General features: G+C 70.6%; 13 protein-coding genes, 1 tRNA gene and 1 pseudogene. 8 read left to right on the forward strand and 7 right to left on the reverse strand.

Going from position 1 to position 13,415, the window contains the following annotated elements; genetic code table 11:
- Nucleotides 1–252: 252 nt before the first annotated feature.
- Genes Q8Q77_RS13285 through tsaD form a run of 5 tightly spaced genes read right to left on the reverse strand, consistent with a single transcriptional unit; the run spans nucleotide 253 to nucleotide 3,765 of the window.
- Complete coding sequence (locus Q8Q77_RS13285) at nucleotides 253–969, reverse strand: class I SAM-dependent methyltransferase (protein ID WP_305584087.1); 717 nt, start codon at nucleotides 967–969, stop codon at nucleotides 253–255.
- Nucleotides 970–1,026: 57 nt separating this feature from the next.
- Nucleotides 1,027–1,395, reverse strand: a complete 369-nt coding sequence (locus tag Q8Q77_RS13290; RefSeq protein ID WP_305584088.1) for a Rieske (2Fe-2S) protein — start codon at nucleotides 1,393–1,395, stop codon at nucleotides 1,027–1,029.
- The gene (locus tag Q8Q77_RS13295) at nucleotides 1,392–1,679 is read right to left on the reverse strand and encodes a YciI family protein (RefSeq protein WP_305584089.1); all 288 of its coding nucleotides are present in this window, start codon (nucleotides 1,677–1,679) and stop codon (nucleotides 1,392–1,394) included. Before Q8Q77_RS13295 ends, Q8Q77_RS13290 begins: the two co-directional genes overlap by 4 nt.
- An 8-nt stretch (nucleotides 1,680–1,687) precedes the next feature.
- A complete protein-coding gene (locus Q8Q77_RS13300; protein ID WP_305584090.1) occupies nucleotides 1,688–2,677 on the reverse strand; it encodes an NAD(P)H-dependent glycerol-3-phosphate dehydrogenase in 990 nt (329 codons plus the stop codon).
- The gene (gene tsaD / locus Q8Q77_RS13305; protein WP_305584091.1) at nucleotides 2,674–3,765 is read right to left on the reverse strand and encodes a tRNA (adenosine(37)-N6)-threonylcarbamoyltransferase complex transferase subunit TsaD; all 1,092 of its coding nucleotides are present in this window, start codon (nucleotides 3,763–3,765) and stop codon (nucleotides 2,674–2,676) included. The genes Q8Q77_RS13300 and tsaD overlap by 4 nt, the downstream gene beginning before the upstream one ends.
- Before the next feature lie 72 nt (nucleotides 3,766–3,837).
- On the opposite strand from tsaD, the gene hemC reads away from it, so the two are divergent.
- The 6 genes and pseudogenes from hemC to Q8Q77_RS20730 form a co-directional block, all read left to right on the forward strand.
- Nucleotides 3,838–4,806, forward strand: coding sequence for a hydroxymethylbilane synthase (gene hemC, locus Q8Q77_RS13310; protein WP_305584092.1), 969 nt, complete (start codon nucleotides 3,838–3,840; stop codon nucleotides 4,804–4,806).
- 54 nt (nucleotides 4,807–4,860) lie between these two features.
- Nucleotides 4,861–5,559, forward strand: coding sequence for a uroporphyrinogen-III synthase (locus Q8Q77_RS13315; RefSeq protein WP_305584093.1), 699 nt, complete (start codon nucleotides 4,861–4,863; stop codon nucleotides 5,557–5,559).
- Between the two features lie 3 nt (nucleotides 5,560–5,562).
- Complete coding sequence (locus tag Q8Q77_RS13320) at nucleotides 5,563–6,447, forward strand: COG4223 family protein (protein ID WP_305584094.1); 885 nt, start codon at nucleotides 5,563–5,565, stop codon at nucleotides 6,445–6,447.
- Entirely contained in the window at nucleotides 6,444–7,970 is a 1,527-nt protein-coding gene (locus Q8Q77_RS13325; protein WP_305584095.1) for a heme biosynthesis protein HemY, read from the forward strand. Before Q8Q77_RS13320 ends, Q8Q77_RS13325 begins: the two co-directional genes overlap by 4 nt.
- Before the next feature lie 34 nt (nucleotides 7,971–8,004).
- A tRNA-Thr gene (locus Q8Q77_RS13330) sits at nucleotides 8,005–8,080 on the forward strand.
- A 775-nt stretch (nucleotides 8,081–8,855) separates the two neighbouring features.
- Nucleotides 8,856–8,966, forward strand: a pseudogene (locus tag Q8Q77_RS20730) (PEPxxWA-CTERM sorting domain-containing protein); the annotation flags it as partial.
- 110 nt (nucleotides 8,967–9,076) lie between these two features.
- Here Q8Q77_RS20730 and Q8Q77_RS13340 read toward each other — a convergent pair.
- On the reverse strand, nucleotides 9,077–9,991 hold the full coding sequence (locus Q8Q77_RS13340; RefSeq protein WP_371130455.1) for an EpsD family peptidyl-prolyl cis-trans isomerase: 915 nt from the start codon (nucleotides 9,989–9,991) through the stop codon (nucleotides 9,077–9,079).
- A 239-nt stretch (nucleotides 9,992–10,230) separates the two neighbouring features.
- On the opposite strand from Q8Q77_RS13340, the gene Q8Q77_RS13345 reads away from it, so the two are divergent.
- Together Q8Q77_RS13345 and Q8Q77_RS13350 are read left to right on the forward strand one after the other, a co-directional pair.
- Nucleotides 10,231–10,500 carry a hypothetical protein gene (locus Q8Q77_RS13345; protein ID WP_305584098.1) on the forward strand — a complete coding sequence of 90 codons (270 nt, stop codon included), beginning with the start codon at nucleotides 10,231–10,233 and terminating at the stop codon, nucleotides 10,498–10,500.
- Nucleotides 10,501–10,706: 206 nt separating this feature from the next.
- Nucleotides 10,707–12,518, forward strand: coding sequence for a methyl-accepting chemotaxis protein (locus Q8Q77_RS13350; RefSeq protein ID WP_305584099.1), 1,812 nt, complete (start codon nucleotides 10,707–10,709; stop codon nucleotides 12,516–12,518).
- On the opposite strand, the gene Q8Q77_RS13355 is transcribed toward Q8Q77_RS13350, so the two are convergent.
- The gene (locus tag Q8Q77_RS13355) at nucleotides 12,515–13,282 is read right to left on the reverse strand and encodes a Sir2 family NAD-dependent protein deacetylase (RefSeq protein ID WP_305584100.1); all 768 of its coding nucleotides are present in this window, start codon (nucleotides 13,280–13,282) and stop codon (nucleotides 12,515–12,517) included. The two genes, Q8Q77_RS13350 and Q8Q77_RS13355, sit on opposite strands and share 4 nt — an antisense overlap.
- Nucleotides 13,283–13,415 lie beyond the last annotated feature (133 nt).

The following is a 13,415-nucleotide window of genomic DNA, read 5'->3' on the forward strand; positions in this document are numbered from 1 at the left end:
CGACGGTCTCGACGGTGCGGCGGCCGGCCGCTGGCGTGATGAGCGCCTCGGCCGGCCGCTCTGCAAATCTAGCGCAAGCCAAATACACGAGGTGGCGCGTCGCCTCTATCGGCGACGTGACGGAGGGGGTTGCAGCCCACAGAAAAGAGTCAAGGCCCCCTCAGTCAGCGGAGTTCATCCTCGGGCCGACCTCCGGTCGGACCCGGGGGCTGACAGCTCCCCCAGGAGGGGAGCAACTGGGGAGGCGCGACCCTACCTCGGGATGTCGCGGATCTTGGTCAGGGCCACCTGCCGATAGACGGCGGTGATCTCGAAATACTGCCGGAACACGGCGTGGAAGTGGTCCACGGCTTGTTTCACGCCGGGCCCGCCGATCTCGCTCTCGTCGTGCCAGTAGTCGTCCAGCACCATCATGCCGCCGACCTCGAGCAGGGCCGCGCAATAGGCCAGGTCCACCCCCACCGCCCAGGCGGTGTGCGATCCGTCGATATAGATAAGGTCGAGCTTCTCGCCGGCCTCCAGCATCTTGGGCAGTTCGTAGGTGGAGAAGCCCTTGCGGGCGGTCAGGTTGTCGAACTTCAGCTTGGCGACGTTGCGCTGGAAGCGCGGCTCGACGGCCAGGTACTTCTCTTCCGGATTGAGCTCTTCGTCGAACCAGGGGTCGATCACGGTGACGTTCAGCCGGGCCGGCAGCAGCCAGTCCATGAAAGCCAGGTTCTTGCCCTCATAGGCGCCGATCTCGAGATAGCGGATCTGGCCCCTGTCCTTGGCGAAGGCGCGCAGCAGCGGCGAGACGAAGCGGAAATTGTTGTCGGCCCAGGCTTCGGTGAACTCGAAGCCCATGGCGCCGCAATGGGCGGCGAAAGCCGCGGCCTCCTCGTCGGCGCGCGGGGTGGCCAGCATGGTCCTGGCGAACTGCGGCGCGAACCGTCCGTTGAACGTCGCGAGCGCGCGAAGGGCGTCGGCCATGGGAGCCTCTCCTGAAAGACCGGCCACGGTTTAGCTGGCAGGCGTTAAGGAAGCTTCTCAGGCGGTGACGATCCGGCCTTCGATGACGGCCACCGGCCATGGGCTCAGGCGTTCATCGGCGCAGGGGCCGGCGACGCAGACCCCGTCCAGCGGGCGGAACAGGGCGGCGTGGCCGCCGCAGAGGATCAGGTCGCCCTCGCGGGTCAGGTAGCGGTCGTCCCAGGCGGCCAGCGGCCACCCGGCATGCGGGCAGCTATCCACATAGCCGCGCACCTCGTCGCCGACCCGCACCACGAAGCCCGCGAACATCAGCCGCTCGTGGCGGAAGCGGAAGCCCTTGGATCCCGGATCGGCCAGGTCGGCCAGGGCGCAGAGCTCGACCCCGGCCGGCGGGCGCGCGGCGTTGTCGGGTCCGTCGCGGGTCAACCCAGCTTCCCGAGGGTGGGGTTGAAGGCGGTGACGTGGACGTGGTCGAACAGGCCTGCCTGCCGGTAGGGATCGCCGGCGCTGAAGGCCTGGGCGGCGGCCAAGTCGTCGGCTTCGATGAAGATGATCGAGCCCGCCATGTCACCCTTGTCGTCCAGCATGGGTCCGCCCAGGCGGAGCTGGTCGCGGAAGCCTCCCACATAGGCCAGGTGCGCCTCGCGGGTGGCCATGCGCAGGGGCAGGGAGTCGGGCTTGTCGACGCAGAACAGGGCGAAGAGCGGCATGGCGGTTCCTATCGTTCGGTTCGGATCGGGCGCGAGAGCAGGCCCGCAATGGCTTCGTCGACATCGGCCTCGCCGGCCAGGATCGCGGCGACCGCCTCGATGATCGGGGTCTCGACCTTAAGCTTGGCGGCGAGCGCGTGGACGGCGGGAGCCGAGGCCACGCCCTCGGCCACCGAGACCTTGCCGGCCAGGGCCTGGTCCAGGGTCTGGCCGGCGCCGAGCGCCAGGCCGACGCTCATGTTGCGCGACTGGGGGCTGGAGCACGTGAGCACCAGGTCGCCCAGGCCGCAGAGGCCCGCGACCGTCTCGGCTTCACCGCCCAGGGCCACGGCCATGCGGGTCATCTCGGCGAAGCCGCGGGTGATCAGGGCGGCGTGGGCGCTGCGGCCCAGGCCCCGGCCCTCGACGATGCCGCAGGCGATGGCCAGGACGTTCTTCACCGAGCCGCCGATCTCCGCGCCGATCATGTCGGCGGCCAGGTAGGGGCGGAAGGTGGGCGTGCCGATCGCCTCGGCGAGCGCCCGGCCCAGGACCTGGTCGGGACAGGCCAGGGTGACGGCGGTGGGCAGGCCGCGGGCCACCTCGCTCGCGAAGCTAGGCCCAGACAGAACGGCCGGCGCGGCGTCGGGCAGAGTCTCGGCCAGCACCTCGGTCATCAGCTTGAGCGAGGCCTGCTCGACGCCCTTGGCGCAGAGCAGCATGGGCGCGCCCGGCCGCGCATGGGGGGCGAAGGCCGCGAGGCTGGCGCGCAGATGCTGGGCCGGGGTGACATTGAGGATCAGGTCGGCTTCGGCCAGGTCGGCCAGGTCGGCCGTGGCGCGCACCGCCGGGTCGAGGGCTACGCCCGGCAGGAAGACGGGGTTCTCGTGGGTCTCGTTGATCCCGGCCACCACCTCGGGCTCGCGCGCCCAGAGGGTGACGGAGAGGCCGGCCCGCACACAGACCAGGGCCAGCGCCGTGCCCCAGGCCCCGCCGCCGATGACGCCCGCGCTTCTCATGCCTTGGCGCCTTTTCGGCCGTGGACGTGGATGGGGTTGGCGAGCGCCGCGGCGGCGTCCAGCGGCCAGCGGGGCCGGGCCGGGGCGTCCAGGGGATCGCTGATCCCCAGCGCCAGGCGCTCGGCGCCGGCCAGGGCGATCATGGCGGCGTTGTCGGTGCAGTAGGCCAGCGGCGGCGCGTCGAACGAGAAGCCGCGCGCCTGGGCGGTCTCCTTCAGCCGGGCCCTGACCGTCCCGTTGGCGGCCACCCCGCCGGCCACGACGAAGCGCAGCGCGCGCCCCTCATGCTCGTTGGCGTAGGCGGCCATGGCCCGGTCGGTCCGCTCGGAGAGCTGGCGGGCGATGGCGGCCTGGACGGCGGCGGCGAGGTTCTTGCGCTCGGTGTCGTTCGTCACGGTCTGCGCCAAACGCGCGGCGGCGGTCTTCAGGCCCGAAAAGGAGAAGTCGAACCCCTCGCGGCCCAGCAGGGCGCGGGGCAGGGTGAAGGCCGAGGCGTCGCCGCCCTCGGCGAGCTTCTCCAGGGCCGGACCGCCGGGATAGGGCAGGCCGAGCGTCTTGGCGATCTTGTCGAAGGCCTCGCCCGCGGCGTCGTCGATGGTGGTCCCCAGCCGGCGGCAGGCGCCCACCCCGGCGACCTCCAGGAGCTGGCAGTGGCCGCCCGAGACCAGCAGCAGCAGGAAGGGATAGGGGATGTCGGCGGCCAGCCGCGCGGAGACCGCGTGGCCCTCCAGGTGGTTGACCGCCACCAGGGGCAGGCCGCGCGCCAGGGCCACGGCCTTGCCGAAGGAAAGCCCCACCATCACTCCGCCAACCAGGCCGGGCCCGGCGGTGGCCGCCACGCCCGACAGGTCGCCATAGCCGAGGCCGGCGGTCTTGAGCGCCTCGGCCGCGATGGCGTCGATGGTCTCCACATGGGCGCGGGCGGCGATCTCGGGCACGACCCCGCCATAGGGCGCGTGGTCGGCGATCTGGGTGCCGACGATGGAGGACAGCACCTCTACGCGACCGTCAGCGGTCAGGCGCACCACGGCCGCGGCGGTCTCGTCGCAGCTGGTCTCCAGGCCGAGGACGGTGAGGGTCAAGGTCATTCGGTTGCGGCTTCCGGTCCCGTCCTGTAGCGGACGGGCTCTCCATTCGTTCGCCGAGGTAGACCGCGCACCGTGCCCATGCAACCGCCCGTCAGGATCGGGGCCCGTGGCTCCAAGCTCTCGCTGGCCCAGGCCGGGATCATGCAGCGCAGGATCGCCGCCGCCCTGGGCGCCGATCCGAACGACGCCGCACAGGTCGAACGGGTCGCCCCGCTGATCGTCATCACCACCAGCGGCGACCGCATCCAGGATCGCCGCCTGCTGGAAGTCGGCGGCAAGGGCCTGTTCACCAAGGAGATCGAAGAAGCCCTGCTCGACGGGCGCATCGACTGCGCGATCCATTCGCTGAAGGATATGCCCGCCGCCCTGCCCGAGGGCCTGTGCATCGCCGCCATCCCCGAGCGGGAGGATCCCCGCGACGCCTTCCTCAGTCCCAAGGCCCAGCGTTTGGAAGACCTGCCCCAGGGCGCGGTGCTGGGCACGGCCTCCCTGCGGCGCCAGGCCCAGGCCCTGCATCGGCGGCCCGACCTGGATGTCCAGATGCTGCGCGGCAATGTCGACACCCGGCTGGCCAAGCTGGCGGCGGGCGACGCCGACGCCATCCTACTGGCGCTGTCGGGCCTGAAGCGCCTTGGTCTCGGCCACCTGCCGCAGAGCCTGCTCGACCCGGTCGAGTGTCCCCCGGCCCCGGGCCAGGGGGCCCTGGCCATCGAAACCCGCCTCGCCGACATCGGCGCCCCGTGGCTGGCGGCGATCCGCCACGCGCCCAGCGCCGTGGCGGTGGCCGCCGAGCGTGGGGCGATGACGGCGCTGGAGGGGTCCTGCAAGACCGCCATCGGCGCCTTCGCCCGCCTGCGGAACGGCGGCCTGCACCTGATCGTCGAAGCCCTGTCGCAGGACGGCGTCCACCGGTTCCGCCGCGAGGGCTCGGCCGAGCTGTCCTCGGCGCGCGATCCGCAGGAGACGGCGCGGGCGCTCGGCCTCTCCCTGGGGGAGGCGATCGCGGAGGAAGCCGGCGATTTGATCCTCCCACCGCATTGATTCCAGCGGCGTCCGCCGTCAGGGTTGCGAACGGTGAAGGTTCTCCCCCCTGCCATGAGTAAGACGCCCCAACGAATTTGGATCACCCGCGCCCAGCCGGGCGCGGCGGCGACGGCCGCCCGCGTGCGCGACATGGGCCACGAGGCCTTCGTGGCCCCGCTGCTGGAGGTGCGGAACCTCCCAGATCCCGGCCTGGACCTGGAGGGGGTCGGCGCGCTCGCCTTCACCAGCACCAACGGCGTGCGGGCTTTCGCGGAGCTGACCGATGACCGGTCCCTGCGGGTGTTCGCCGTGGGACAGGCCACCGCCCAGGCGGCCAAGGCCGCGGGGTTCAAGCGCGTGCTGTCGGCTGACGGCGACGTCGCCGCCCTGGCCGAGGGCATCGCCGTGCGCCGGGCCGAGTTGACCGGGGCGGTGCTGCATCCCGGGGCCGCCGAGCTCGCCGGCGACCTGGCCGGCGTGCTGAAGCGCAACGGGATCGAGGCCCGGCAGGCGATTCTCTACGACACCGTGGCCGCGACGCTGGACCCGGCCGACCTGGCGCGGCTGCCGGACATGGACGTGGCGCTGGTCTATTCCCCCAAGGCGGCCCAGGCCCTGGCGGCGCTGCTGCGAGCCCAACCCCTGCCGCAATTGCGGGTTCTGTGTCTCTCCAAGGCGGTGCTCAAGCCCCTGGTCCGGACCAGGGTCGCCGCCAAGGTATTCTCGCCCTTCCCCCTCGAAGCGGCGCTGCTGAATCTGATAGACCGTTAGGCCATGAGCGTGTCGCCTGATCCCGCCGAACTCTCCGTCCCTCGCGATCCCGGGTCCTATGGCCGCGCGCGCATCATGGGACCCGCCTTCTGGGCCATGATCATCTTTGGGTTCGTCTGCATCGCGGCCGGCTACGCGCTCGCCGGCTTCGGACCAAAGCTGTTTCCGCTGAAGGCGCCGTCGTCGTCTGCGGTCGACGCTCCCTTGCCGAAAGCGGAAGACCTGTTTCCAGACCGGCCGGCCGAGCAATCGGTTGCCACCCCAGATGTCTCGGCCGGCGCTTCGGCCGAGGTCGCGCGTCTGGCGCAGCGGCTGGAGACCCTGGAGGGGCAGCAGGCCCGCGCCGCTCAGGCCGCGGCCGGCGCCCTGGCAGCCGCGGCCCTGATGGAGGCGGCCCAGACCTCGCGACCCTTCCCCGAGGAGCTCGCCGCCCTGGCCGCCGTAGCCCCGCCGTCGGCCGACCTGCGCTCGCTGAAATCCTATGCTGAGCAGGGCGCGCCCAGCCGCGCCGCCCTGGCCGCCAGCTTCCCCGACTACGCCGCGCGCGCGGCCGCCGCGGCGCGGGCGCCGGACGATGACGCCGGCCTGCTGGCCCGCATCGGCCACGCCCTGTCGCGGGTGGTCACCGTCCGCCGGGTGGGCGACGTGCCGGGCGTTGGCGTCGACGCAACCCTGGCCAAGGCCGAGATCCAGGTCGAGGAGGGCGACATCGTCACCGCCCTGGCCACCCTCGACCGCCTCTCTCCGGCCGGCCGCGCCGCGCTCGCTCCGTGGCGCGCGCGGGCCGAGCGCCGGGCCGACATCGACCGCCGAATCGCCCAGGTCCGCGCGCTGGCCCTGGAGGACATGGCGGGCCTCGCCCGGAGCGGCGCCCGGAGCGGCGAATGATCCGCGCGGCCATCATCGTCTTCCTGGTGGCGGCCCTGGCCACCGCCATCCTGGCCATGACAGGGGAGCCGGGCCACGCCACCCTGGTCTGGCTGGGCTGGCGGGCGGATATGACCGCCACGGCCTTCGTGCTGATCACCCTCTTCGTGGCGCTGGCGGCGATGGTCGGCTGGCGGCTGCTGCTGTGGGTGGTGGAGACGCCGCGCCGCGCCGCCCGCGCCCGCGCCGAGACCCGCAGGCGCCAGGCCAACGAAGTCCTGACCCGCGGCTTCCTGGCCGCGGCCGCCGGCGACGGACTGGAGGCGCGCCGCTTGGCGCTGAAGGCCGCCGACCTGGCCGACGAGGCGCCGGGCCTAGTGCGGGTGCTGGCGGCCCACGCCGCCGACGCCGCCGCCGATCCCGTGGCGATCCAGGCCGCCTATTCGGCCATGCTGGGCTTCCCGGAGATGCGGCTGGCTGGACGGCGAGGCCTTATGCAGGCCGCCCTGGCGCAGGGTGACCGCGCCGCCGCCCTGGCCCATGCCGAACAGGCCTACGCCCTGACGCGAACCGCCCGCTGGGCCTGGCGCGCCTTGCTGGAAGCCAGGCTGGAGGCTGGCGACTGGGACGGGGCGCTGGACCTGGTGAAGAGCGCGCTGGCGCGTAAGATCGTGTCCCCGATCGTCGCCGAGCGGGCCCGCGCCGCCCTGCTGGCGGCCTCGGCGGCCCAACTCGAGGGCTCATCCGACCCCAAGGCCCGCGCCCAGGCCCAGGATTTCGCGGTCGAGGCCGCCAAGCTCCAGCCCGGCTTCGCCCCCGGGGTGGTCATGGCCGCGCGCCTGCTGGCCGCCGACAACAAGGCCGGCCGCGCCGCCCAGGCCCTGGAGAGCGCCTGGAAAGCCGCGCCGCACCCGGCCCTGTGGCTGGCCTATCGCGACCTGAAAACCGACGAGACCCCGCGCCAGCGAGCCGGTCGGCTGGCCGATCTCGCCCTCACGAACCCCGAGGCGCGGGAGAGCCGCATCCTGATGGTCGAGCAGGCCCTGATCGGCGGCGAGCCCGGCCGCGCGCAGGAGGCCGCCCGCGCCCTGGAGGCCGAGCCGCTGACCGCGCGGATCGCCGGCCTGATGGCGCGCGCCTGTTTCGCCGCCGGCCAGCCGGACGAGGCCCGGGTCTGGATGGCGCGCGGCGTGTCCGCCGCCCAGGAGCCCGACTGGTCCGATCTCGACCCCGAGGGGCGCGCCTTCGCCTACGAGCCGGCCGACTGGGCCCGGCTGGTGGCCAGCTACGCCGAGTCCGGCGAACTGGTGCATCCGCGTCACGAACGGCGCGAGCGCACCATGAGCGAGCTGCCACAACTGCCCATCTCCTATGTCGACTCCGCGGCCTTCCTCTCGGCCCATGAGGCCGACTCCGCGCCCTATCCGATCGGCGAGGGGGTCTATGAAGAGGAAGAACCACCGGCGCCGAACCCGCCGCGCGCCGGGGAACGTCGCCCTCAGGCGAGGCGGCGCTTGGCGAGCGCGCCGAGAGTCGCTAAGTAGGCGCTCCTCGCGGGCCGAACCGGTTCGCGACCGGGCCGCCTTAGCTCAGCCGGTAGAGCGGCGCATTCGTAATGCGTAGGTCAGGTGTTCGAGTCACCTAGGCGGCACCACCCATCCTCTGAAATCGCCCGAGTATTCGGCCGGATAACACTATTCACCGAACAAAACGCACGTATTTGGGGAATCCCGTTGCGGTGCGGCATAGGTTGGAGTTTAACCCTTCATGAACCACTGAGTTACGGGCGAACCACTGCGTTCGGGGGGCGTTACTCGGAGGGGCATTTGGACATGTGGTTTATGGAGGGCTCGTAAGTGAGCAACTTTAAGAAAATCCTGGTCGGAGCCGTCTTCGCGGCCGCGGCCACCCTCGGCGCCACGGCGGCTAATGCTGCTGTGACGATCACCTTCTCCAGCTTTCAGACTGCTCTGAACCCTGGCGAAATTCTCGTGACTGACTTCGATTCGCCCTACACCCTGGCTCCCGGCTGGAGCTCTGTCTTCGCCGCCGCGGGTCTGGCCACCGGCGACAACCCGCTTCCCGACGCCAGCGCGGCGCCGGGCTTCGGCACGACGGTCACCGACGACGACCTGACTCAGTATCTGGCCGTCTACGGCACCAGCACCGCCACCTTCACGGGTGCGGCCTCGGCTGTCAGCATGTATGTCGGCTCGCTCGACACCGGCAACCAGTGGACCATCTACACCACCGCTGGTGACTTCTTCTTCGATGGCGCCGACCTCGGCGTGTTCTCGGGCGTTGGCAGCGAATACGGCGAACGCAATGCGGCCACCACCAACGGTCGCTTCACGTTCACGTCCGACGCCAAGATCACCGGCTTCAAGCTCTTCTCGAAGTCGGACTCGCTGGAAATCAGCGATGTCGGCTACAGCGCGGTTCCGGAACCGGCGACCTGGGCGATGATGATCATCGGCTTCGGCGCGGTCGGTTCGATGGTGCGCGGCGCGCGTCGTCGCCAAGCCTTCGCGGCCGCCTAAGGCGTCCGACGCAACTAAAGAAGACGCCGCCGATCTTGCGATCGGCGGCGTTTTTTTGTGTCTGTGATCTGGCGTGGAGATCAGCCCGGCTCGCGCCGAGCCGTTCGACGTCAGGTGTTTGGGGCCGAGGCGGGCGCCGCAGGCTTGGCCGCGGGCGCGGCGGCCTTCGGCGCGGCCTTGGCGGCCGGCTTGGGCTTGTAGGCTTCGTTGTACTTGATCTTGTCGACAGCGCCCTTTTCCAGGGCTTCCATCTTCTTGGCCACCGATTCCTGAGTGCGCAGGTTCTTCAGGCCGGTCAGGGCGTACTTGACCGCGCGATCGCCGGTGAAGGGCATGATGCGGCTGTCGCGGATCTGGTTGACGATCACCGCCCCGCCGCGGGGGAACACGAAGATCTCGCTGGGCGGCAGCTTCATCAGGGTTTCGACGAAGGCCGGCGGCGCGTTGAGGGTGTCGAGCACCACCGTGGTCCGCTGATAGTCGAGCGCCGCGCCCTGGAAAACCGCCTCGATCTGTTCGAGGGTCGTGGCCGGTTCAAGCTGCTTGGTCAGGGCGGGGGTCAGGCCGCTGGTGACGATCTGGTCGACGACCATCACCCGGCGTTGGGCGAACATCTTGGGATGCTCGGCGACGAACCGTTCGGCCTCCTCGCGGGTCGGCTCGGCGATGCCCTGGGCCAGGTTCCGCTGCATGGCGCCGGCGAGCATGTTCTCGTTGGCCCGCTCCTGTTGCAGGGCATAGGCCGGGCTCTTGTCGATCTTGGCTTCCTTGGCCTGCTTGACCAGCAGCTTGCGCATGATGATCTGGCGCAGCGCGGCCTGCTCGGCGGCCTTGCGCTGGGCGGCGTCGGCGACCTGGGCCCCGGCGAGCTCGGCGTTGAGCTCCATGGCCGTGATCTCCTGGCCGTCGACCGTGGCCACAACCTGGCCGGTCGGGGCCTTGCCGCCCTTACCCCCTCCCAGACCGCAGCCGCTGATAGCTACGCAGGCGATCAGCGCCGCGCCATGGGTCCAAGTCAGCTTCATGGGTTCTCTCCCCCGGAATTCTTGCACGAAGCGGGCTTTTGGCCCGCGTGTCATTAGAAGAATACTACCGCTGGCGCCCTTGACCAGCCGTTCGCCCTGTTAAGCGAGAAAGATGTTCAACCGGTTTCCATTGTTGGGCGACTTGAGGGCGAAGTTAATCGCCGTCTTTCCTGTTGTCCGCCGATCGGCGACAAGGGTGCCGCCACCGCGCCGCGCCTGGCCTATCACGGAACCCCGCCATGACCGAGGAGCCTCGGCGCCGCCCGATCCTGAAACTGAAGAACCCGCCGAAGGTGGTGATCCCGGGCGCGCGCCCCGCCCCGCCGCCCCCGCCGGTCCAGCACGACTGGAAATGCAAGCCTTGCGGCGCCGGCCTGTCGGTGGCCGCCGACCTCGCCGACGACGCCGAGATTCGCTGCCCGGCGTGCAACGCCAAGCTGGGGACGGCTGGCGACTTCCGCGCCGACCCACCGCCCGCCCGCCTGCGAGCCCGACCCGCCAAACGCTGACGCGCACGGGTTGACACGGCTACCTTGCATTTACCCTGATTAGGAAACCCACGGGTGCAAAACGCCTTGTTTTTCAAGGCTTTCGGCGGTTCCGTGTAAAACCCGGTTAACGAAAACGCCGGTATTCAGGACCCTTGACGGACGCCCCTGAGGCCGCAACGGCGCGGTCGGGGCCCGTCTCATATCGTGGGGTTCCGATGTTTCGGATGAAGATATCCGACGCCGTGCGGGCGTTCGGGCTGACTGTCGGCGGCGGCGTGCTGGTGGCGGTGTTGTTGGCCTTGCTGGCGGTCAATCACATCCGCATCGGCGGACCTCAGTACACTGAGATCGTCCAGGGCAAGGACCTGGTCGCCGATATACTTCCGCCCCCGGAATACGTGATCGAAGCCTATCTGGTGGCGACTCTCGCCCGTGACGGCGTCGAGTCGCCGGCCAAGAGCCGCGAACGGCTGTCGGTCCTGCATAAGGAGTATGACGCGCGGCACCTCTACTGGACCAACTCCACTCTGCCGGAAGGCCTGAAGGGTAAGATCACCGCCGAGTCGCATGAGGCGGTCCAGCAGTTCTGGACCGTTGTCGAGGGTGACCTGATGACGGCGATCGAGGCCGGCGACACGGCCGCCGCCGCCGCCGCCTATGGCCGGGCCACGAGCGCCTACCAGACGCATCGCGCCGTGATCGACGCCGTGGTGCCCGAGGCCAACGCGCTCAACCTCAGCATCGAGAAGCGCTCGGCGGCCGATGCGCGCATCGCCCTCATCGGCGGTCTTGGCCTGGTCGGCGTCCTGTTGGCCATCGTCGCCGGCGGGGTCTACGGCCTCACCGTTGGCGTCGTGCGCCCGCTGCGGGACCTGACTCGCCAGATGAACCAACTCGCTGGCGGAGAGGTGGACATCGAGGTCAAGTCCCGCGACCGCGCCGACGAGGTCGGGGAGATGGCGCGCTCCCTGGAGGTGTTCCGGACCAACGCTATTGAGGCCGAACGCGCGCGGTCGGCCCAGGAGACCGCCAAGGCCCAGGCTGAACGCGAACGTCTCGAAAGCGAAGAGGCCGCCACCGAGCGGGGCCAAGCCCTGGTGGTCGGATCCTTCGGCGAGGGGCTGGAGCGGCTGGCGGAGGGCGACCTCACCTACCGGATGCAGGGCGAACTCCCGCCGGCCTATCTGAAGCTCCAGAGCGACTTCAACGTCGCCGCGGCCAAACTGCAGAACACCCTTGGCGTGGTGGTCGGCGCGGCCACCAGCATGCGCTCGGGGGCGGGCGAAATCTCCACCGCCGCCGACGACCTTTCGCGGCGCACCGAGCAGCAGGCCGCCAGCCTGGAGGAGACGGCCGCGGCCCTGGATGAGATCACCGCCACAGTGCGCAAGACCGCCGAGGGGGCCACCCACGCCCGCAAGGTGGTGGAGACCGCGCGCGGCGACGCGGCCCAGGGCGCCGACGTCGTGCGCCGCGCGACCTCGGCCATGGACGAGATCGAGGGGTCGTCCAAGCAGATCAGCCAGATCATCGGGGTGATCGACGAGATCGCCTTCCAGACCAACCTGCTGGCTCTGAACGCGGGGGTCGAGGCCGCCCGCGCCGGCGAGGCCGGCAAGGGCTTCGCCGTCGTGGCTTCCGAGGTCCGGGCCCTCGCCCAGCGCTCGGCGGAAGCCGCCAAGGAGATCAAGGCCCTGATTACCGCCTCGTCGACCCAGGTGGGGACCGGGGTCGAGTTGGTGGCCGAGACCGGCAAGGCGCTGGAGCGCATCGTCATCCAGGTGGCCGAGATCAACGGCATCGTCGCCGAGATCGCCGCCAGCGCCCACGAACAGGCCACCGGCCTGCAGCAGGTCAACACCGCGGTCAATCATATGGACCAGGTGACCCAGCAGAACGCGGCGATGGTCGAGCAGTCCACCGCCGCCAGCCACTCGCTGTCGCGGGAGGCTGTGGAGCTGGCCACCCTGATCGCCCAGTTCCGCACCGGTTCGGCCGTGCCCCAGCCAGCCCAGGCCGGCCGACGCGCAGCCTAGACCTGGCTCATCACCGCGCCGATCTCGTCATGCAGGACGAGGTCGGCGTAGGGATCCTGGTCCGTCGGCTCGCGGTTGACGATCGCCAGCATCGCGCCGTTGCGCCTGGCCAGAAGCGGGAACCCCGCTGCTGGATAGACCACCAGTGACGAACCGAGCACCAGGAAGAGGTCGCAGTCGAGGGTGGCCGCCTCGGCGCGCGCCATCGGCCCGGTCGGCATGGCCTGGCCGAACGAAATGGTCGCCGACTTCACAAGGCCGCCGCACTCGCGGCAGGCCGGGATGACGCCGCGTTCCACGAAGGTCTCCCGGAAGTCCTCGAACTCATGGCGCAGGCCGCAGGCCAGGCACCGCGCATAGTGGGCGTTGCCGTGCAACTCGATGATCCGGTCGGCGGGCACGCCCGAGTCCTGGTGCAGATTGTCGACATTCTGGGTGATGACGGCCGTGGTCTTGCCCTGCGCCACCAGACGGGCGACCGCCGCGTGCCCGTCGTTGGGCTTGGCGCCCGTCCAGCGCGCCGCGCCGGAGAAGGTGCGGGTCCAGGCTTCGCGCCGCCGCGACTCGTCCCCGACGAAGTCCTGGAAGGTGATCGGCTTCATGCGGCTCCAGACCCCGCCGGGGCTGCGGAAGTCGGGCACGCCGGACTCCGTGGAGATGCCGGCGCCGGTGAACACCACGATCCTGTGCGCCCGCGCGATCGCCTGGGCGAGGTCGCGCCGGGAACCGTCTGCCGGTCCGCCGCGAGGCGAGAGGTCATCCATGGTCGATCCGTCCTGGTCCGCCCGCATTGGAGCGGGCTGCGGGCGTCCTGGCAATCGGGGTCTGACCGGGTCGGCCCGAGGTATGGCCGGGAAACTCGCCCCTGGCCATGCCGAAGTTGAAGGTTCCTTGAAG

Source organism: Phenylobacterium sp. (genome assembly GCF_030698145.1).
In the GTDB taxonomy this organism is placed as follows: Bacteria; Pseudomonadota; Alphaproteobacteria; order Caulobacterales; family Caulobacteraceae; genus Phenylobacterium.

Bases quoted from the DNA above. Each gene is read 5' to 3' on its own strand.
- Q8Q77_RS13300 (WP_305584090.1), bottom strand. From the start codon at position 2,677: ATGAGAAGCGCGGGCGTCATCGGCGGCGGGGCCTGGGGCACGGCGCTG.
- Q8Q77_RS13345 (WP_305584098.1), top strand. From the start codon at position 10,231: ATGACCGAGGAGCCTCGGCGCCGCCCGATCCTGAAACTGAAGAACCCG.
- Q8Q77_RS13350 (WP_305584099.1), top strand. From the start codon at position 10,707: ATGAAGATATCCGACGCCGTGCGGGCGTTCGGGCTGACTGTCGGCGGC.
- Q8Q77_RS13340 (WP_371130455.1), bottom strand. From the start codon at position 9,991: ATGAAGCTGACTTGGACCCATGGCGCGGCGCTGATCGCCTGCGTAGCT.
- Q8Q77_RS13315 (WP_305584093.1), top strand. From the start codon at position 4,861: ATGAGTAAGACGCCCCAACGAATTTGGATCACCCGCGCCCAGCCGGGC.
- Q8Q77_RS13355 (WP_305584100.1), bottom strand. From the start codon at position 13,282: ATGGATGACCTCTCGCCTCGCGGCGGACCGGCAGACGGTTCCCGGCGC.
- Q8Q77_RS13325 (WP_305584095.1), top strand. From the start codon at position 6,444: ATGATCCGCGCGGCCATCATCGTCTTCCTGGTGGCGGCCCTGGCCACC.
- Q8Q77_RS13295 (WP_305584089.1), bottom strand. From the start codon at position 1,679: ATGCCGCTCTTCGCCCTGTTCTGCGTCGACAAGCCCGACTCCCTGCCC.
- Q8Q77_RS13320 (WP_305584094.1), top strand. From the start codon at position 5,563: ATGAGCGTGTCGCCTGATCCCGCCGAACTCTCCGTCCCTCGCGATCCC.
- tsaD (WP_305584091.1), bottom strand. From the start codon at position 3,765: ATGACCTTGACCCTCACCGTCCTCGGCCTGGAGACCAGCTGCGACGAG.
- Q8Q77_RS13285 (WP_305584087.1), bottom strand. From the start codon at position 969: ATGGCCGACGCCCTTCGCGCGCTCGCGACGTTCAACGGACGGTTCGCG.